Annotated in this window: 21 protein-coding genes; 9 read left to right on the forward strand and 12 right to left on the reverse strand. The window is 75.2% G+C overall.

The genetic code is table 11. From position 1 onward, the window contains the following. The first annotated feature begins 2 nt into the window (after positions 1–2). Positions 3–686: a helix-turn-helix domain-containing protein gene (locus ACIQFU_RS25850; protein ID WP_402554550.1), complete on the forward strand. Its 684-nt coding sequence runs from the start codon at positions 3–5 to the stop codon at positions 684–686. Here ACIQFU_RS25850 and ACIQFU_RS25855 read toward each other — a convergent pair. Then, a complete protein-coding gene (locus ACIQFU_RS25855; protein WP_402554551.1) occupies positions 672–1,070 on the reverse strand; it encodes a VOC family protein in 399 nt (132 codons plus the stop codon). The two genes, ACIQFU_RS25850 and ACIQFU_RS25855, sit on opposite strands and share 15 nt — an antisense overlap. A gap of 133 nt (positions 1,071–1,203) precedes the next feature. On the opposite strand from ACIQFU_RS25855, the gene ACIQFU_RS25860 reads away from it, so the two are divergent. Further along, positions 1,204–1,542, forward strand: coding sequence for a hypothetical protein (locus tag ACIQFU_RS25860; protein WP_402554552.1), 339 nt, complete (start codon positions 1,204–1,206; stop codon positions 1,540–1,542). On the opposite strand, the gene ACIQFU_RS25865 is transcribed toward ACIQFU_RS25860, so the two are convergent. Beyond that, positions 1,539–2,123 (reverse strand): GNAT family N-acetyltransferase, encoded by a 585-nt coding sequence (locus tag ACIQFU_RS25865; RefSeq protein WP_402554553.1) that lies wholly within the window; start codon positions 2,121–2,123, stop codon positions 1,539–1,541. The genes ACIQFU_RS25860 and ACIQFU_RS25865 overlap by 4 nt on opposite strands. 65 nt (positions 2,124–2,188) lie before the next feature. On the opposite strand from ACIQFU_RS25865, the gene ACIQFU_RS25870 reads away from it, so the two are divergent. Beyond that, complete coding sequence (locus ACIQFU_RS25870) at positions 2,189–2,842, forward strand: hypothetical protein (RefSeq protein ID WP_402554554.1); 654 nt, start codon at positions 2,189–2,191, stop codon at positions 2,840–2,842. 5 nt (positions 2,843–2,847) lie between these two features. Here ACIQFU_RS25870 and ACIQFU_RS25875 read toward each other — a convergent pair whose 3' ends face one another. Continuing rightward, entirely contained in the window at positions 2,848–3,165 is a 318-nt protein-coding gene (locus ACIQFU_RS25875; RefSeq protein WP_402554555.1) for an STAS domain-containing protein, read from the reverse strand. A 144-nt stretch (positions 3,166–3,309) separates the two neighbouring features. Here ACIQFU_RS25875 and ACIQFU_RS25880 point away from each other — a divergent pair, with 144 nt between their 5' ends. Beyond that, positions 3,310–4,815: a carboxylesterase/lipase family protein gene (locus tag ACIQFU_RS25880; RefSeq protein WP_402554556.1), complete on the forward strand. Its 1,506-nt coding sequence runs from the start codon at positions 3,310–3,312 to the stop codon at positions 4,813–4,815. 111 nt (positions 4,816–4,926) lie between these two features. Here the strand turns inward: ACIQFU_RS25880 and dacB are convergent, their stop codons facing one another. The 7 genes from dacB to mmuM all read right to left on the reverse strand — a co-directional run bounded on the left by dacB (position 4,927) and on the right by mmuM (position 12,548). After that, positions 4,927–6,282 carry a D-alanyl-D-alanine carboxypeptidase/D-alanyl-D-alanine-endopeptidase gene (gene dacB / locus ACIQFU_RS25885; protein WP_402554557.1) on the reverse strand — a complete coding sequence of 452 codons (1,356 nt, stop codon included), beginning with the start codon at positions 6,280–6,282 and terminating at the stop codon, positions 4,927–4,929. Positions 6,283–6,475: 193 nt separating this feature from the next. Beyond that, a complete protein-coding gene (locus tag ACIQFU_RS25890; protein ID WP_402554558.1) occupies positions 6,476–7,069 on the reverse strand; it encodes a hypothetical protein in 594 nt (197 codons plus the stop codon). Continuing rightward, positions 7,066–8,430, reverse strand: coding sequence for a DUF58 domain-containing protein (locus tag ACIQFU_RS25895; RefSeq protein WP_402554559.1), 1,365 nt, complete (start codon positions 8,428–8,430; stop codon positions 7,066–7,068). Before ACIQFU_RS25895 ends, ACIQFU_RS25890 begins: the two co-directional genes overlap by 4 nt. Continuing rightward, positions 8,427–9,425: an AAA family ATPase gene (locus tag ACIQFU_RS25900; RefSeq protein WP_402554560.1), complete on the reverse strand. Its 999-nt coding sequence runs from the start codon at positions 9,423–9,425 to the stop codon at positions 8,427–8,429. Before ACIQFU_RS25900 ends, ACIQFU_RS25895 begins: the two co-directional genes overlap by 4 nt. Then, positions 9,422–10,018, reverse strand: a complete 597-nt coding sequence (locus ACIQFU_RS25905; protein WP_402554561.1) for a hypothetical protein — start codon at positions 10,016–10,018, stop codon at positions 9,422–9,424. The genes ACIQFU_RS25900 and ACIQFU_RS25905 overlap by 4 nt, the downstream gene beginning before the upstream one ends. Continuing rightward, on the reverse strand, positions 10,015–10,980 hold the full coding sequence (locus ACIQFU_RS25910; RefSeq protein ID WP_402554562.1) for a DUF4129 domain-containing protein: 966 nt from the start codon (positions 10,978–10,980) through the stop codon (positions 10,015–10,017). Before ACIQFU_RS25910 ends, ACIQFU_RS25905 begins: the two co-directional genes overlap by 4 nt. Before the next feature lie 647 nt (positions 10,981–11,627). Further along, the gene (gene mmuM, locus ACIQFU_RS25915) at positions 11,628–12,548 is read right to left on the reverse strand and encodes a homocysteine S-methyltransferase (RefSeq protein WP_402554563.1); all 921 of its coding nucleotides are present in this window, start codon (positions 12,546–12,548) and stop codon (positions 11,628–11,630) included. A 163-nt stretch (positions 12,549–12,711) separates the two neighbouring features. Here mmuM and ACIQFU_RS25920 point away from each other — a divergent pair, with 163 nt between their 5' ends. Genes ACIQFU_RS25920 through ACIQFU_RS25930 form a run of 3 tightly spaced genes read left to right on the forward strand, consistent with a single transcriptional unit; the run spans position 12,712 to position 15,367 of the window. Continuing rightward, positions 12,712–13,554, forward strand: coding sequence for a lysostaphin resistance A-like protein (locus tag ACIQFU_RS25920; RefSeq protein ID WP_402554564.1), 843 nt, complete (start codon positions 12,712–12,714; stop codon positions 13,552–13,554). Further along, positions 13,551–14,708 (forward strand): sensor histidine kinase, encoded by a 1,158-nt coding sequence (locus tag ACIQFU_RS25925; RefSeq protein ID WP_402554565.1) that lies wholly within the window; start codon positions 13,551–13,553, stop codon positions 14,706–14,708. The genes ACIQFU_RS25920 and ACIQFU_RS25925 overlap by 4 nt, the downstream gene beginning before the upstream one ends. Then, positions 14,705–15,367 (forward strand): response regulator, encoded by a 663-nt coding sequence (locus ACIQFU_RS25930; protein WP_402554566.1) that lies wholly within the window; start codon positions 14,705–14,707, stop codon positions 15,365–15,367. Before ACIQFU_RS25925 ends, ACIQFU_RS25930 begins: the two co-directional genes overlap by 4 nt. Before the next feature lie 26 nt (positions 15,368–15,393). Here ACIQFU_RS25930 and ACIQFU_RS25935 read toward each other — a convergent pair whose 3' ends face one another. Continuing rightward, positions 15,394–15,930, reverse strand: a complete 537-nt coding sequence (locus tag ACIQFU_RS25935; protein ID WP_402554567.1) for a hypothetical protein — start codon at positions 15,928–15,930, stop codon at positions 15,394–15,396. Positions 15,931–16,037: 107 nt separating this feature from the next. On the opposite strand from ACIQFU_RS25935, the gene ACIQFU_RS25940 reads away from it, so the two are divergent. Both ACIQFU_RS25940 and ACIQFU_RS25945 read left to right on the forward strand, forming a co-directional pair. Beyond that, a complete protein-coding gene (locus ACIQFU_RS25940) occupies positions 16,038–16,508 on the forward strand; it encodes a hypothetical protein (protein WP_402554568.1) in 471 nt (156 codons plus the stop codon). Continuing rightward, positions 16,505–17,281: an isocitrate lyase/phosphoenolpyruvate mutase family protein gene (locus tag ACIQFU_RS25945; protein ID WP_402554569.1), complete on the forward strand. Its 777-nt coding sequence runs from the start codon at positions 16,505–16,507 to the stop codon at positions 17,279–17,281. The genes ACIQFU_RS25940 and ACIQFU_RS25945 overlap by 4 nt, the downstream gene beginning before the upstream one ends. Here ACIQFU_RS25945 and ACIQFU_RS25950 read toward each other — a convergent pair. After that, a complete protein-coding gene (locus tag ACIQFU_RS25950) occupies positions 17,278–17,856 on the reverse strand; it encodes a TetR-like C-terminal domain-containing protein (RefSeq protein WP_402554570.1) in 579 nt (192 codons plus the stop codon). The genes ACIQFU_RS25945 and ACIQFU_RS25950 overlap by 4 nt on opposite strands. Positions 17,857–18,025: the final 169 nt, after the last annotated feature.

The raw sequence follows: 18,025 nt of genomic DNA on the forward strand, positions 1-18,025 counted from the left end.
GCGTGTACGCGGAACGGGCGTCCCGGCTGACCGGCGCGGTGGTGTGGACCAGCACCCCGGCCGGGCCCGGTCCCGGGCGGGTCCTCCCCGACGGCTGCATGGACCTGCTCTGGCACGACGGCCGGCTCCTGGTCGCGGGCCCCGACACCCGCGCCCACGTCACCGGGGACGGCGAGGGGCCCTGGGCCGGAGTCCGCTTCTACCCCGGCACCGCACCCACCCTCCTCGGCGTCCCCGCCGACGCCCTGCGCGACCGCCGCGTCGACCTCACCGACCTCTGGCCGGCCGGCCGCGCGCGGCGCCTGGCCGACCGGGTCAACGCGGCCCCCGACCCGGCGAGCGGCCTGGAGGAGGCCGCGCTGTCCCGCGCCGCCGAGACCGGTCCGCCCGACCCGCTCCTCGCCCGGATCGTCGCCGCCCTCGACGCGGGCCGCCCGGTCGCCGAGACCGCCGACGGACTGGGCATCCCGGCCCGCCGGCTGCACCGCCGTTCACTCGCCGCCTTCGGCTACGGCCCCAAGACGCTGGCCCGCGTCCTGCGGCTGCAACGCGCCCTCGCCCTGGCCGGGGACGGCACGCCCCTCGCCGAGACGGCGGCCCGGACCGGCTTCGCGGACCAGGCCCATCTGACGCGGGACGTACGCGAGTTGGCAGGCGCGACGCCCGGCGAACTACTGCGCGGCTAGCGGCGCGAACAGGTCGACGCCGTGCCCGTCGGGGTCCTCGACGACGGCGTACCGCTGCCCCCACGGGGCGTCCCAGGGCTCGCGCTCGCCCTTGCACCCGGCACCGGTCAGTTCGGCGTAGAAGGCGTCCACCTCGGCGGGTGTGTCGCACAGCAGGGCCAGCGAGTGCCGCCCGCCCCCGGCCGGCGGCTGCCATCCGGGCGTGAACGAACGGACGGAGTCCTCGGTGTCGAGCAGCAGCCGGATCCCGCCCGGCAACTCCGCCTCGGCGTGCGGCTCGTCCCCGGCTCCCTCGGGAAAGGCGAAACCGAGCCGGCGGTAGAAGGTCACGGACGCGGCCATGTCGGAGACGACGAGGCCGATGGCGTTGAATCGTGCGGTCATGGGGCCACCGTAGGCGGGCCGCGCTTCCTCGTCTTGAAGGAAACGGACACGGGGGGTGGCCACCGCCGCGCCGTCCCTCAGAAGCTCCTCAAGTCCGTTGAACACCATGGGGCGTCGAGCCGATCATGGCCGTATGTTCGGACGACTCGCCCCACCGGAACTCAACGTCCTCGTCCTGCGCGACGCGGACGTCGTCGCCCACGACCTGCGTCGGGCGCTCGCCGAGGCGACGCCCGAGGAGCGGCCCGGACTCGAACGCGCCGCCGCCCTGGTCGAGCGGGCCGCCGCGGCCCCCGACGCGGCACTGTTCGCCCGCTGGGTCCACGAACGGCTCGCCTCGGCCGGTTACGAAGGCCCCGTCGACTCCGTCCGCGCGGTGAAGGTCCTGCGCGAATCGGCCCCCGGGCTCGGCCTGCGCCAGGCCGTCCAGCTGACGAAGGCGGCCGCGGCCCACCGCCCCGAGGGGACCTAGACGGCCGCGTTCACCGCGTCGCGCGTGCCGTTCGGCCACTCCTCGCGGAGCATCCCGAAGAGCACGCTGTCGTAGCGATTCCCGTCCAGCAGCACGGCCGACCGACGGCGGCCCTCCTCGCGGAAGCCCAGCCGGGTGAAGGCGCGCACGGCCCGCTCGTTGCCGCTCCAGGTGTCCAGCTCCAGCCGGTTGAGGGGATACGCGCCGAACAGGTGGTCCACGAGGAGCCGCAGCGCGTCACTGCCGTGACCGAGGCCCCAGAACTCCCGCTCGCCGATGGTGACCCCGAGCGTGGCCACCCCGGCGTACGGGTCCAGGTCCCGGTAGTCGGCCATGCCGATCACGGCGCCGCCCGCCAGGTCCTCGACCGTGAACACGGCCGACTCCCTCGGGTTCAGACGCAGCATGGTGTCGAAGCCGAGAGCGACCGCCTCCGCCGTGACCGGGCCGAAGCACGGGTCGCCGGCCGTGGCCCAGCGCACCACTTCCGGGTCGTTGCGCCACCGCAGATGGTGCTCCGCGTCCTCGGAGCGCAGCGCGCGCAGCCCGACCAGCTTTCCTTCGAACTTCTCTTCGAGCATCGCGCAACTCTAATCGATCACGAAACCGCCGAAGCCGTAGAACTCCCGTGCGGCAGGATGGCCGCATGATCCGTCACGCGCGCGTCCTGCCGGCGCTGTTGCTGGCCCCGCTGCTGCTCACCGCCTGCGGTTCCGAGAAGGCGGGCGCCGACCGCCCGTCCGGCTCCCCGTCGGCCGCCGCCCCGGACACCGGTGGGAGCGAACTCACGGCCCGCGCCCGGGCGATGGGCGTGGCCCCGGAACTGGTCTACGTCACCGAGGCACCCGGGTTCACCCTGGCCCAGCAGTCCGTCGGCGTCCTCGGTGACGAGGGCTTCTCCGCCACCTGGGTCGACGGCGAGACCAACGCGCTGCTACTCCTCGCCGTAGACCGGGGCACCATCACCGCCGGCACCTGCCCCGAGCAGCCCGTCGGCGACATGTCCGGCGAGCACACCACCTGCGAGCGCGACGGCAGCACCTGGTACCGCACCGGTGCCGGACGCCACGAGTACGCCCTGCCCGAGAAGGGCCACGTCGTCCGGGTCTCCGCCGAGACGGACGCCGTCCCGCGCGACGTCCTGCGCGCCGCCGCCCTCGCCGCCCACCGCCCCGACGCCGCCGAGACCGACCGCCTCCTGCCCTCCGCCGACCCGGCGCCCGCCACACCGGTCGAGCGCGGCGACCTGCCCCGGTACGGCGACGGGGCGCCCGACAACCGCGTGGACATGGGCGGCTGACCCGCCTACGCCGTGAAGGCGGCCACCGTGTCGAGCCCCGCCTGCCGCAGCGTCCGGTGCACGGCGGGGCGGGCACCCCGGACCGTGAGGGCCACCGGCTCCGGCGTCCGGGTCACCGTCCGCAGCAGCGCGTAGGCGCAGGCCAGGTCGATGTGCTCCAGGCCGCTCATCTCCAGGGTCCATTCCCCCGGCTCCCGCAGCCGCGGGTCGAGCAGCAGCTCCTCCAGCACGCCCAGCGCGGGCGCGTCCAGGGTCCCGGAGAAGGCCAGTACCGCGTGCCGCCCGTCGGCCTCGGCGATCCTCACGGGTACGTCGTCCGTCACGACAACCTCCTCGATGGCACGGTGCGGGCATGCGTGGCCTCCATTGTCCCGCAACCCCGGCGACGGGGGAGTCCGGAATAGATCCGGCCGGTGCGGCGCTGTGCCTTGCGCGGTACATCGGTGCGGCGAAGGGCTGGTGGGCGCATGCGGTCAGGCCGGACGAACCCCGTGGTCACAACGGTCCACGGCGCGGTGCGCGGCAGGTACGAACACGGAGTCGCGGTCTTCCGGGGCATCCCCTACGCCGCACCCCCCTTCGGGCCGGGCCGGTTCCGTCCGCCGCTGCCGCCCGAGCCCTGGGACGGCGTCCGCGACGCGGGCTCCTACGGCCCCACGGCACCGAAACCGCCATACTCCGAGGCCTTCGCCCGGTACCTCTCCGACCCGACGATCCCGGGCCACGACTGCCTCAACCTCAACGTCTGGACCCCCGAGCCGGGCCCCGGCGCCCGTCTGCCGGTGCTGGTCTGGCTACACGGCGGCGCGCTGACCAGGGGTTCCTCCGCCGTGCCGGTCTACGACGGCCACACCTTCGCCCGGGACGGCGTGGTGTGCGTGTCGATCAACTACCGACTGGGTGTGGAGGGCTACGGCCTGTTCCCGGACGCCCCCGCCAACGCCGGCCTGCGCGACCAGATCGCCGCCCTCCAGTGGGTGCGGGACTCCATCGCGGCCTTCGGCGGCGACCCCGACCGGGTCACCGTCGCCGGCCAGTCCGCGGGCGCCATCAGCACCGGCGCGCTCCTCGCCGCACCCGCGGCCCGGGGGCTGTTCCGGCGGGCCGTGCTCCAGAGCGGCGCACCCGAGGCCACCGACCGCGACAAGGTGCGGCGCATGGTCCGCCGCATGGCCGCCCGCCTCAAGATCCCCGCCACCGCCGAGGCCTTCGCCGCCGCCGACCGCGACCAGCTGCTGCGGGCCCAGGCCGAGGTGGGGCGCTTCAGCAGCCCCGTACTCGGCGGCCCCGGCTTCGGGCTGGTCGTCGACGGCGACGTGCTGCCCCGCGATCCGCTGGAGGCACTCCTCGACGGCGACGCGGCACCGGACGTCGACCTCATGATGGGCTGGACCCGCGACGAGTACCGGCTCTGGCTGGTCCCCGGCGGCCTCCTCGAACGCGTGGACCGGCTCGGCGCGGTGGCCCTCGCGGGAGCCCGCGCCCGCTGCCACTGCGGCAACGAGGTCGTCCGCGGCTACCGCGCGCTGCGTCCCGGCGCGGGAGCCGCCGAAACCGTGGGCCAGCTGGTCACCGACCACCTGCTGCGCGTCCCGATGCACCGCCTGGCCGACGCGCGGCCCGGTTCCTCGTACCTCTACGAGTTCGCCTGGCCGTCCGGCCTGCCCGGCCTCGGCGCCTGCCACGCCCTGGAACTGGGCTTCGTCTTCGACTCCGGCGACGGCCCCGACGCGCGCAGACTCGCGGGCGAGGGCGCCCCGCAGGACCTGGCCGACGCGATGCACGGGGCGTGGGTGCGGTTCGCGGAGTCCGGCGACCCCGGCTGGGCTCCCTGGGACGCCGCGCATCCCGTCCGGGTCTTCGGCGACGGAGCCCCGCGTACGGACCACGGCCCGCTCGACGCCGAGTACGACCTGTGGAAGGCCGACGTCACCGAGCGGGGAGCGCGGGCCAGGCGGCTGGTGCGACGGTGAGGTGCGGGCGGCCCCGCCGGCTGCCCGGAGGGGCCTTCACCGAATCTCCCCCTGCGACCGTCCGCGCGCCGCCGGTGGGCGACGCGCGGACACCCGCCGGTGTGCGGGCCGTCAGGCCCAGCAGCCGTTCACGGTCGCCGCGAGGCCGTCCATGGCGTCCTTGATGTCGCTCGGGTCGGCCGTCGAGTTGTTCTCGATGAAGGAGAAGATCCGCCAGTCTCCGTCGTCGGTCCGCGTGACACCGCTCAGGGCGATCGCACCGGTGAGCGTGCCGGTCTTCGCGTGCACCTTGCCGACCGCGCACTCGGAGTCGGGGTCGTCGAAGCGTCCCCACTCCGGGCCGAGGCTGGAACCGGCCTCGCCGGCGACGGGCAGGCCCTCCAGGATCGATCCCAGGGCCGGGGACTCCGTGATCGCGTCGAGGATCTGGGCGAGGGTCGCGGCCGGGATGCGGTCGGCCCGGGACAGGCCGCTGCCGTCGTGCATCTCGAAGTTGTCGAGGGAGATGCCGTACGAGCTGAGCACCTGGCGGACGAGTTCGACGCCGCCCTCGAAGGTGGCCGGCTTGCCCAGCTCCACCGCGGTCATCCGCAGCAGGGTCTCGGCGATGTTGTTGTCGCTCGTCTTGAGCATCGTCTTGACGATGTCCGACAGCGGCGCCGACTTGTGCTGCGCCACCGGCACGTCGGACTGCTTGGCCGTCGCGCGGCCCACCTCGCCGCCGACGGTGATGCCCTGCGCGGCGAGCTTCTCCGCGAAGACCTTGCCCGCGTCGATCGACGTGTCCTCGACCGCCGCCCCGTCGACGACGAGCGAACGGACCGGCGCGACCTCGGTGGGGTAGTAGCCCTCGTTCCAGCCCTCGGCGAGGCTCGGGTCGGCGAACAGGCTGTCGTCCACCCGGACCCCGACGTCCGTGCGGCCCGCCGCCTTGAGCCCGTCGGCGGCGGTCTTGGCCAGCGCGGCGACGTCCTCGCTCGTGAGGGTGCGGTCACCGCCGCCGACGAGGGTGAGGGTGCCCTCGCCGTACACGACCCTGGTGGTGAACTCGTGGTTCGCGCCCAGCAGCGTCAGGGCCGTGGTGGCCGTGGCCAGCTTGGCGTTGGAGGCGGGCATGAGGGCGGTGGAGCCGTTGTGGTCCCACAGGGCGGTGTCCGAGTCCGCGTCGAGCACGACGCCGCTGACGTCGGTGCCCAGCCGTTCGTCGGCGAGGCGCTCGTTGAGGTTCTCGACCAGCCGCGCGTCGTCGGCGGCGAGGTCGTCGACCGAGATGCCCTGCGCCTGCGGGGTGTTGTCGTCGGCGGCGAAGGCAGAGGTCCCGGCCAGCGTGGCGGAGGCCACGGGCACGGCCATCGCGAGCACGAGGGCACGTCGCGCGCCGACGCGGCTCACTCTCGCCCTGCGGTGCCGGCGCCGTCCGCCCGGCGTGAACGTGTTGGTGGGGGTTCCGTCTGGCGTACCAGTCATGAAGTGAAGTCCAAAGATCGGTTACTTCGTTCTGTGGGGGTGAAGCGCTGGGCACGCTACCAGCCGTCATATGAAGGGCCGGGACGGAAATTGACGGGGTGTGAATGTCTTGCGACGGAACTGGGGAATCGCTGTCCCAGCGCTTTCGTGAAGAGGGTTCTCCCGGCACCGAACGGGCAATTCCTGCTGCCCTTCAGGGCGCCGGGACACGGGATTCCGGGGCATCGTCGCCCCGCCACCGGGCGCGCACCGTCCAGCCGCCGGCCACCGCCACGGCCGCCGGCGCCCCGGCGGCGATCACCCGCCCGAGCCCGGAGCCGGCTCCGCTCACCGGAACCGCGGCGGCGGCCGCCACGACGCCCGCTCCCGCGCAGGCCGCGAGTGCCTCACCCCACGCACGTGCAGTGCCGCGCCCCCACCGCCACGGCCACGTCTCACTCGTCACCAGGTAGGCGACCAGCAGTACGACCACACAGGCGGCCTCCCACCAGGCCGGGTCGCCGAACGCCGCGATCACCACCACGCCCGCCGCGAGCAGCGTCGTCCGGTGGCGCAGCAGCCGGGCGGACCAGTCGGACGCCACCGACGGCCGCCGGTCCGGCGAGGGTGCCGCCCACGCCGCGACGGCGACCGCCCCGGCGAGCGGCACCGCTTCCCCCGCCGTGCCCACCGCGGCCCACGGCCGCCACGCCAGCACGACGGCCGCCACCGCGATCACCCGTACCGGCAGGGTGCCGGCCCAGTACCCCAGGTACTCCCGGAGCCCGACCCGCGTCCGCGTCGTCATCCGGCCCGCCCCCTTCCGCCGACCCGTCCCGACAGCAGCGGCGCCAGCGCCAGATCCAGTGACTCGCCCGCGGTGTGCCGAAGCACCGGCACCCCGCTGTCCCGCAGCGCGAACCGCATCGCGTCGCGCTCCGCGCGCCACAGGCGCAGGGCGAGATCGCCCGCCTCGTCGCCGGGTTGCACCCGGGGGTCTCCGCCGGGGATCTCCACCACGACCGGGCGGCGCCCCCGGGCCCGGAGGTCCCGGAGCACCGCCAGGATCCGGGCGTCGCTCAGCGGGGTGAACACGTACACCAGGGCACCCTCCGGCAGCGCGGGCGGCGGGACCCGCTGCAGCCCGTCGCCGCCGAAGGTGCGGTCCTTGCGGACGTCGAGGACGCTCTCGACGATGCGGTAGAACGCCGCGTCCCCGGTGCCCGGCGCCAGCCAGCGGGTGGTGCCGCCGGTCGAGACGACCCCCACCCGGTCGTGGGTGCGCAGGTAGGCCCGGGTGAGCCCGGCGGCGGCGCGTACCGTCTCGTCCAGGGAGGACAGCCCGGTCACCGGGTCGACGACGTCCGCGAACGCGTCGAGCAGCATCACGGTGTCGGCGGCCCGCTCGGCGGCGAACCGGTGCAGTTGCACGGTGCCGCGCCGGGTCGTCGACGGCCAGTGGATGCGCCGCTGCCGCTCCCCGGGGACCCACGGCCCCACCCCGACGACCTCGACGCCCTCCCCGGACTGCGGCGAGGCGTGCTCGCCGAGCCGCTGCGGCAGCCGTACCGGGATCGGAGTGAACCTCGCCTGCGCGGCGTGCGGGAACACCGACACCTCGGGCGCCCCGACCCGCACGGTGCGGCGCACGGTGCCGCCGGAGTCGTACACGTCCAGGTCCACCGGACCGAGCGACCAGCGGCCCCAGTGCAGCGCCGTGTGGCGCAGCGTCACGGCGGACCGGCCGGTGACCACCTCGTCGAGACGCAGGCCGGGGCCGAGCGTGACGCCCGGGTCCAGGCGTACGACGTCGCCGTCGTGGGCCACCTCGACGCGGACGGTGACCGTGTCGCCCTCGAAGCAGCGCCCCGGCTCGACGGTCACCGACGTCTCGATACGGCGGGCGGGGGCGCGGGGCAGCGCCAGGGCGAGCAGCACCAGCGGCGCCGCCGCGAGGGCGAGCAGCCACCCGCGGCCGGTGAGCAGCGCGGCGGCCAGCGCCACGGCGGACACGGTCAGCAGACGCAGCGTGCGCTCGCCCGGACGCGGGCCGCCGGGCGGCGGGGGCGGCGGCTGAGCCGGGGCGGTGCGGCCCTCCAGGGCGCGGACCACCGCCGCGTCCGGCCGGGGCTCGGGTGCCGGTGGCGCCGCCGGTGCGGGCCGGGTCACGACGGCACCGCGTCCGTACGCCGCGTCGTCGGCGTACGGACGCCGGCCACCACCTCGCGCAGCACGTCGTCCGTGGACATCTCGCGCACCCACAACTCCGGCCGCAGTGACACCCGGTGGGCCAGCGCGGGCACCGCGAGGTCCTTGACGTCCTCCGGGACGACGTAGTCGCGCCCGTCCAGCACGGCGCGGGCGCGCGCGAGCTGGACCAGGGCGAGTCCGCCGCGCGGCGAGGAACCGATGCTGATCTGGGGGTGCTCACGGGTCGCGCCGACGAGCGCGACGGCGTACTCCAGCAGGTCGTCGTCGATCTCCACCCGCTCGACGACGGCCCGCCACGCCAGCACGTCGTCCGGCCCGGCGAGCCTTTCGAGCACGGCCTCGGGCGCGGCCCGGTCGATGCGGGCCCGCAGCATCGCCAGCTCCTCCGAGGCGGCCAGGTACCCCATCCGCACCCGCAGCTGGAATCGGTCGAGCTGGGCCTCGGGCAGGGAGTAAGTGCCCTCGTACTCCACCGGGTTGGCGGTCGCGATCACCAGGAACGGGTCGGCCAGCGGCCGTGTCTCGCCGTCCACGGTCACCTGCGACTCGGCCATCGCCTCCAGCAGCGCGGCCTGCGTCTTGGGCGGCGTCCGGTTGATCTCGTCGGCCAGCAGGAGGTGGGTGAAGACCGGGCCGGGGTGGAACACCATCTCGCCGGTGCGCTGGTCGAACAGCGGCGTCCCGGTGACGTCGGAGGGCAGCAGGTCGGGGGTGAACTGGATGCGGCGGAAGTCCAGTCCGAGGGTGGTGGCGAAGGAGCGGGCGAGGAGCGTCTTGCCGAGACCGGGCAGGTCCTCGACGAGCACGTGGCCGCCGGCGAGCACGCTCAGCATCACGTGCTGGAGGGCTTCCTGCTTGCCGACGACGGCACGGCCGATCTCGCGCAGTACGGCACCGGCCTGCTCGCCGACCTGCTCGGCGGTGCGCAGCGGGGGCGTGGAGGTAGTCGTCACTTCGCTTGGTCCTTACCGGTGCGGGATGTGCGGGTGCGGGTCGGGGCGCCGTCGCTGTCGCGGGGCGCACCGAGTGCTTCGAGGCGGTCGACGAGGCGGCGCAGCACGTCGACCGGCACCTCGCCCGCTGGCCCGGTGTCCGGCGGTACGGGCCCCAGCCACGGCCACAGCTCGGGGCCGACCAACTCGGCGGCCCGCTCGGGCTGGTGCTCCAGGGACACGTGGTGGTGCTCGGCGAGCGCGGCGGCGTACAGGCGGCGCAGCTCGACCCGGAGCACCGCGCGGTAGTACAGGGCGCCGTCGGGACCGGTGGAGGTCTTCACGTTGCGGCGCCACTCGCCCATGCCCGGGGCCCGCGTCCGCAACAGCCGCACCTCGTCCCGGTACACGGAGTCGACGGCGCCCGCCCCGATGGCGTACCGGGCGACGAGCAGGGCCGCGGCGACGGCCAGGGCCACCAGGGCGCCGGCCGCCCCGGGGCCGTCGAGGAGCAGGACGAGCAGGACACCCGAGCCGACGACCGCGCCGGCGAGCAGCCCGAGCCGGCGCAGTGGGAGCATCTCCTGCCCGCGGGCCTCCAGGGACCGGTTCACCGCTCGGCCTCCCCGTCCCCGACCGCGTCCGCTTCCCGGTCCCCGAGCAGGGACGCGATCTCCTCCAGGGCGGCGGCCGCGGCCGACCGGTGCGAGCGGTCCATCGGGTGCGAGGAGTAACGGGCCTCGCGGAAGAGGGCGGTGAGGCGCGGCGCGGCCGGGCCCGGGGCGAAGCCCGCGGCGGCGGCGCGGGTGAGCAGGTCGGCGGGGCTGTCGGAGGCGTGCCGCGGTATGCCGGACGCCGCGAGGGCGTCCTCCATCGCGGCGTAGCAGGCGATGACGGCGGCGCGGGCGTCGTCATCGGTGCCGGCCAGGGCGCGCCGGCCCGAGTGCACGGCTGACAGGAGCAGCCGCGCGTCGTCGTCCTGCGGCGCCGCGCCCGGCGTGCCGGGACGGTGCGGCACGCTCAGCCCGAAGCGTCGCAGCCGCCGTACGACGGCCACCACGACGAGCACGACGACGACCGCGGCCGACACGGCGAGCACGAGAAGCAGCGGCAGGGAGGAGTGACCCGTCGAACCGGGCGGGCGCTCCTGGAGCGGGGGAGTGGCGAACGTCGGTTCCGGGGCCGGTTCCGTGGCGGGGGGCGGCGGTGGGCCGGACGCGTCGTCACCGGTGGAGAAGCGGTGCAGGACCAGGGCCAGTACGCCGATGACGCCCGTCGCGGCGAGCAGCAGGGGCGCGGCGACCTCCCGCAGCCGTTCCTCGACCGGCGGCAGATCCATGCGCTCGGCGCCGAACCGGGGGCGAAGGCGCCGGACGGCCGTCCAGGCGCCGATCGTCCAGGCGGCGGACGCCCCGATCGCCACGATGCCCCACTGGCCGAGCGGCCCCCTGCCGGAGTGCAGCAGCCCCTGGGCGGGCCGCAGCGCGAGCGCGGCGACCGCCAGCGCCCCGACGACTCCGACGGCGATCACCGCCCCCGGCGCCGCGCGGTGTCCGGTCCGCTCCTCCGCGTCCATGCCGTTCGCCCCCCGCCGAACCCGTCGTCCCCGAACGCCTGTTCAGCGCCATCTTGGCACATGCCGCTCCGGCCGCCCGGGGGACGTCGCCTCGGTGGCCGACGTGATCGCCGGCGGGCACGCCCGGCGGCGGCACGGGCGTTCACCCCCGGTAGCGGGCGCGGCCCACGGCGGCGGCCACCGTCAGCGGGAGGTGAGAACCGCGGCGGTGAGGAGCAGGCTGTGGCAGGCGTGGGGGGGGGGGGGGGGGGGGGGGGGGCCCCCCCCCCCCCCCCCCCCCCCCCGCCCGGGGCCGCCCCCCCCCCCCCCCCCCCCCCCCCCCCCCCCCCCCCCGCCCCCCGGGCCCGGGGGGGGGGGGGGCCGGGCGGGGGGCCCGGCCGCCGCCCCCCCCCCCCCCCCCCCCCCCCCCCCCCACTACCGGCATGGAGGGCCGCCCCCGGACATCGCGACCCCGGTCGCACGGACCGCCGGGGACAGGGCGGTGGCCCAGGACCGGATCGCGGAGTGCATGAACGGCCGGCCGCCGCCGAGCAGCAGGGCGCAGGCCACCGGCGCGGGCACCGACCGGTCGGCCGCGGCACAGCCGAAGACCCGCCGCGCCGCATCGTCGTGGTTCGCGACGAGACGGGAGCGGACCGCGTCACCGGTCAGGGCGACGAGGACGCCGAGGGCGACGCGATCGACCTGATCGCGTCGGGCCCCACCCGGCAGCACCCCCCGACCAGCCGGGCCCCGGCCGCCCGCCACTCCCGCACCAGCCGGGGGGCGAACAGGGAACGCCCTCGCCATGCCCGGGCCCGCGCGTCCCACCTCTCCCCGCTGTTGGGATAGGCGACGACCGGCTTCCCGGTGACGCGGGCGGCGGTCCGGACCGCGCCGGACACGTCCCCGGGGGCACAGCAGTTGACGCCCACCGCGACGACCTCGTCGGCTTCGGCGGCCAGGGCGAAGGCCTCCTCCAGCGGCTGACCGGCGCGGGTGCGGTCCCCGTCGACGGTGTACGACAGCCAGGCGGGCACGCCCAGTCCGCGCACCGCCCGCAGCAGCGCCGCCGCCTCGTCGGTGTCCGGGACCGTCTCCAGCGCGAGGACGTCGGGCCGTGCGGCGGCCAGGACCTCCAGGCGGGGCCGGTGGAAACGCTCCAGCGCGCCCACGCCGAGGCCGTACCGTCCCCGGTACTCGGAACCGTCCGCCGGCATCGCCCCGTACGGACCCGCCGACGCCGCCACCCACAGGCGACGCTCCGGGCGGCCCGCGCGCGCCCGGCGGGCGGCCTCCCGGGCCGACTCCACGCTGAGCGCGAGCAGTCCGGCGGCCCGCTTGCGGCCGATGCCGCGCCGGGCGAAGCCCTCGAAGGTGGCCTGGTAGCTGGAGGTGATCACCACGTCCGCGCCCGCCTCGAAGTAGGCGAGGTGGGCCCGTGTGATCGCCTCCGGGTCGTCGGCGAGCAACCGGGCCGACCACAGCGCGTCCCCCAGGTCGTGCCCGGCGGCCTCCAGCTGGTTGGACAGCCCGCCGTCGAGCACGAGCGGGCCCGAGGCGAGGGCGTCGGCGAAGTCGCTGGTCACGCCTCCGAGACTACGACGTGCCCACCCGGCTCCCGGACCTTGTCCCCCGTGCGAGCTACGGCCAGGTGTCCACCGTGAGGGGACGATCTCCGGCCGCCGGATCCGTAGCGTCCGGTGCATCAGCCCGAGGCGCCGAAGTCACGGGCCCGACCGAGGAGTTCACGTGAGGTTTGTCTGGCAGTTCCTGGCCGTGCTGGCGGCCTACGCCGCCGGTGGTGCCGCCATCCAGGCGGTGAAGGACAACGACTGGCTCACCCTGGTCGTCGGACTCACGGCGGCCGCGCTGGTGCTGTTCGTGTACGGGTGGGTGGTGCGGCGGACCGAGCGCCGGCAGGCCCTGGACGTGGCCCTGGAGGGCGCCGGCACCAAGTTCGGCTGGGGGACGCTGATCGGCGTCGGGATGTTCTCGGCCGTCATCGTGAACCTCTTCACCTCCGGGCACTACGAGGTGAACGGACTGGGCTCGGTGCAGGGCGCGATCGGACTGGTCGGCTTCATGGCCGGGGCCGCCGCGACGGAGGAGGTCGTCTACCGCGGGGTGCTGTTCCGGATCATCGAGGAACACATCGGCACCTACCTCGCACTGGCGCTGACCGGCCTCGTCTTCGGGCTCTCGCACCTGCTCAACGAGGACGCCACCCTGTGGGGAGCCGTCGCCATCGCCATCGAGGCCGGGTTCATGCTCGCCGCCGCCTACGCCGCCACCCGCAACCTGTGGCTGACCATCGGCGTGCACTTCGGCTGGAACTTCGCCGCGGGCGGCGTCTTCAGCACCGTCGTCTCGGGCAACGGCAGCAGCGAGGGCCTGCTGGACGCCACGATGTCGGGTCCCAAGCTGCTCACCGGCGGCGACTTCGGCCCGGAGGGCAGCGTGTACTCGGTGGGCTTCGGGGCGCTGCTCACCCTGGTCTTCCTGTGGCTGGCGCACCGGCGGGGGAACATCGTGCCGTTCGGCTCGCGACGGCGTGCCGCGGGCGCCAACTCCGCCGCTACACTGCCCCGATGATCGATCGCCGAGGGATCGTGGAGCGGTGGCACCGGCTCGACGTCACGGTCCGGGACCTCCCCTTCGGGGTGCTGCTCCTCGTGGCGTCGCTCCTGCCCGCGCTGCGCGGTCAGGGCACGGAGGTCGGCGGCCTGGCGACCCGCCCCGCCGACGCACTGGCCGGCGTGGCGGCGGTCCTCCAGACCCTCCCGCTGGCCCTGCGCCGGCGGTGGACGATCGTCTGCCTCGCCCTGGTCTCGCTGGGCTTCGCCGTCGACCAGCTCCGCGGCTACCACCTGTTCGCGGGCACCGCACTGCCCATCGCACTGATCAGCGCGGGGTCGTACCTGGAGAAGTACCGGCGCACCACCCTGATCGCCGCCTCGGTGGCCTTCGCGGCCCTGTCGGCCGAGCTGTACCGGCGCGGACCGGGCGAACCGGCGGTCGAGTTCGTGAGCTTCTACCTGATCCTCGCCCTCACCTGGGGCATCGGCGCCTGGATGCGCTCCGCGCGCGCCGCCGAGGCCGAGCGCCGCAGCCGGGTCGCCGAGGACGCCCGCAATGCCGAACGCGCGCGGATCGCCCGCGAGTTGCACGACGTCGTGACCCACCACGTCACGGCGATGGTCGTCCAGTCCGAGGCGGCCCGCTATCTGACCGCCGCACCCGACCGGCTCGACGAGACGCTGGCCGCCGTCAGCGACACCGGCCGCCGCGCCATCACCGACCTGCGGCACCTGCTCGACCTCCTCAACCCTGACCACGGCACCGCCGAGCCCAGGACGCCCCCCGTCGGCCGGGTGCTCACGCTGGTCGAGCAGACGCGCCGGGCCGGGCAGCCGGTGGAGTTCACCGAGCAGGGCACCCCGGCGACGGCCACCGGCAGCTCCGACCTCGTGGCCTACCGCGTCGTGCAGGAGGCCCTGACCAACGCCCTCAAGTACGACCACGGCGCCAAGACCTCGGTCCTGGTACGCCACGGAGAAAGAGAGATCACGGTGGAAGTGGGCACGGACGGCTCCGGCACGGGGGCGGCGTCCCCCGGCGGAAGCGGGCGGGGCCTGGCCGGCCTGCGCGAACGCGTCGACGTACTGGGCGGCGAGTTCAGCACGGACCGCCCGGCGGGCGGCGGGTTCGTCGTCCGGGCCCGGATACCCGGGGGGAGCACGGCATGAGCGCGCCGGTCCGGGTCGTGATCTGCGACGACCAGGCACTGATCCGCACCGGTCTGGCGACCATCGTCGACGCCCAGCCCGACCTGGAGGTGGTCGGCGAGTGCGGGGACGGGCGGGCCGGGGTCGACCTGGCCCGCGAACTGCTCCCGGACGTCGTGGTGATGGACATCCGCATGCCGGTGCTCGACGGCCTCGAAGCCACCCGCCTGCTGGCCGGCGCCGGGGTGGAGCACCCCGTCAAGGTGCTCGTGGTCACGACGTTCAACCTCGACGAGTACGTCTACGAGGCGCTGCGCGCCGGTGCGAGCGGCTTCCTGCTCAAGGACGCGCCGCCGGACCGGCTGCTGCACGGCATCCGCACCGTGGCCATGGGCGCGGCGCTCCTCGACCCCGACGTGACACGCCGCCTCGTGGGCCGCTACGCCGCCCGCATCCGGCCGGCCGAGGGCGGCACCACCCGCGACATCCCGCTCACCCCCCGGGAGACGGAGGTCCTGCGCCTGATCGCGGACGGGCTCTCCAACAGCGAGATCGCCGCGGCCCTCGTGATCAGCCCCGAGACCGTCAAGACCTTCGTCTCCCGCATCCTGACCAAGCTCGACCTGCGCGACCGCGTCCAGGCGGTCGTCTTCGCCTACCGCCACGGGCTGGTGACCTGACGCGCGCGGTGCCGGACGGGCGGTCCTCAGTCCCGCAGCCGGCCGCGCATCTGCGACAGGCGCCGGTCGAAGCGCAGGTTGTACCAGGTCAGCCAGCTCATGAAGACGATCGCGAGGCCGAGCATCATGCTTCCGGCGCCGACCGATCCGGAGGCGAACCACAGGGCCGACGTGCCGAAGAAGACGAGGAACAGCGTCGGGAACGCCCACCAGCGGTTGCGCCGCAGCCGCTCCTGGCGCGAGTCGACCAGCGCCGCCATCGCCCGCCGCCGTTCCGGGTCCCGGGGCACCGGCCCGCCCCTCAGGATCCGCCGGTCCATGCCGGGCACGTCGTCCGGTTCGGTGCCCACCGCCTCCGCGTCCTGCCGCCGCCGGCGGCGGGTCCACCACACGAGCAGGACGGCGACCGGCACCGAGCCCACCACGGCCGACGGCCACGCCGACGCGCCGTGCAGGACCAGGCGGACCCCGGCACCCACGACCAGGGCGATCACACCGACGCCCCACAGGCTGTCCCGCCACCGAGGCCGCGGACGGTCGTCGCTTCTCTCCGTGCGGGACATGTCACCTCTGCTGTGGAAGACGTGGAAGAACGGTGCACACCGGGTACCCGCGTTCGCCCGGGACACTTCGGCCGGCGCCGAACCAACCGGCCCATAGCGTGCGGGACATGAACGACACGCGAACCGCCACGAGCACCCTCACGCCCGCCGCGGCCGTCACCGGCATGGTCGACCACGTCCTCGCCCTCGCCGCCACCTGGACCCACTGGGACGGACGGCCCGCACACGCCGACGGCCGCGTGCACACCCCGCACAAGGCGATCCGCCGCGTGGCCGACCACATGGTCGACCACCTCGCGGAACTGGAGGCACGGCTGGCGGGGGAGGAGACGCAGCCCGACCACTGGCACGCCTCCGCGGTCACCACGGACGCCGACCGCGCACGCTTCACCGACGAGGACCTCGACGAGGCACGCAGCCGGCTCACCCGGCTCGCCCGGATCTGGGCCAACCGCCTCGACGCGCTCACCGACGAGCAGCTCGACCACTCGCCCGGCGAGGGTTGGAGCTTCCGCGAACTCGCCGCCCACCTGAAGGAATCCGTGTACTACGCCGACGCCGTGGGTGACCTGTCGTGACCGCCTTCACCGACCTGCACCGCGCCGGCGAGCCCCTGCTCCTGCCGTGCGCCTGGGACCACGCCTCCGCGTTCGCCCTCGCCGGACAGGGCTTCCGCGCCGTCGGCACGACCAGCCTCGGCGTCGCGGCGGCGGCCGGGCTGCCCGACGGAGCCTCGGCGACCCGCGACGAGACCCTGCGGCTGGCCCTCACGCTCGGCTCGGCCCCCTTCCTTCTCTCCGTCGACGCGGAGGGCGGCTTCAGTGAAGACCCCGACGAGGTGGGCGAGCTGGCGCGGCAGCTGGCGGCGGTCGGCGCCGTCGGCATCAACCTGGAGGACGCCCTCGGGTCCGCCGGCCGGCACGCCGCGAAGATCGCCGCGGTCCGCCGGGCCGCTCCCGGCCTGTTCGTCAACGCCCGTACGGACACGTACTGGTCGGGCGACGGCGACTGGCCCGACACCCTGCGGCGCCTGGATGCCTACCGCGAGGCCGGCGCCGACGGCGTCTTCGTCCCCGGCCTCACCGACCCCGCCCGCATCGCGTCCCTCACCGCCCGCTTCGACGTCCCCCTCAACGTCCTGTACTCGCCCGCAGGACCCTCCCTCGCACACCTCGCCGACCTCGGCGTGGCCCGGGTCAGCCTCGGCTCACTGCTCTACCGGCGGGCCCTGGGCGCCGCCCTGGAGACGGCCGCGGACCTCCGGGCGGGCCGGGACACGGGCGGCCCGGCACCGACGTACGACGAGGTGCGCGCGCTGACCGGCCCAGCGCCCGCACCTCCACGGCCTTAGCCCACGCTTGCCCGCGGCCAGTGCTCCAGCGCCACGTGGAGGGCGTCGACCGCCTTGTCCCAGGACGCCTGTACGTCGCGCGGGGCGCCGAAGCCCCCGGCGGCCTCCAGCGCGCAGTACCCGTGGAAGGTGGAGCGCAGCAGGCGTACGGCGTCGGTGAGGTCGGGTTCGGTCAGGCCGTAGGCGCGCAGCATGCCGTAGGTGATCTCGGCGGTGCGGCGCATGGCGGGGGAGTCGGCCACCAGGGCCTGGTCGACACGGATCTGGGTGGCGGCGTAGCGCCCCGGATGGCGCAGGGCGTACGCCCGGTAGGCGCCCGCGAAGGCGGCCAGCGCCTCCTTCCCGGCCCGGCCGGCCACCGCCTGCGCGATCTCCTCGATCAGCTCGCCGCCGGCCAGCAGCGCGACCCGGACCCGCAGGTCCTGGAGGTTCCTGACGTGCGTGTACAGGCTGGCGTCCCTTACTCCGAAACGCCGGGCGAGGGCGGAGACGGTGACGCCGTCGAGGCCCTGCTCGTCCGCGAGGTCGGCGGCAGCCGCGACGACACGCTCGGTCGTGAGGCCGAGTCGGGGCATGGGACCACCTTCCGCAACCCGGGATCTTCCTGCGCAAGCCTAATGCCGGGCCCGGCGGGGAACGGCCACCGCAGGGCCGTCGGGCCCCCGGCCGGTCGCGTCCGGACACGTCATCGCGGACACGGATGTTCCGAAGGGCGGCCGCCCAACGCGTCTCACCTCGACCCGG

Origin of the sequence: Streptomyces sp. NPDC093065 (assembly GCF_044754585.1) — a bacterium.
In the GTDB taxonomy this organism is placed as follows: domain Bacteria; phylum Actinomycetota; class Actinomycetes; order Streptomycetales; family Streptomycetaceae; genus Streptomyces.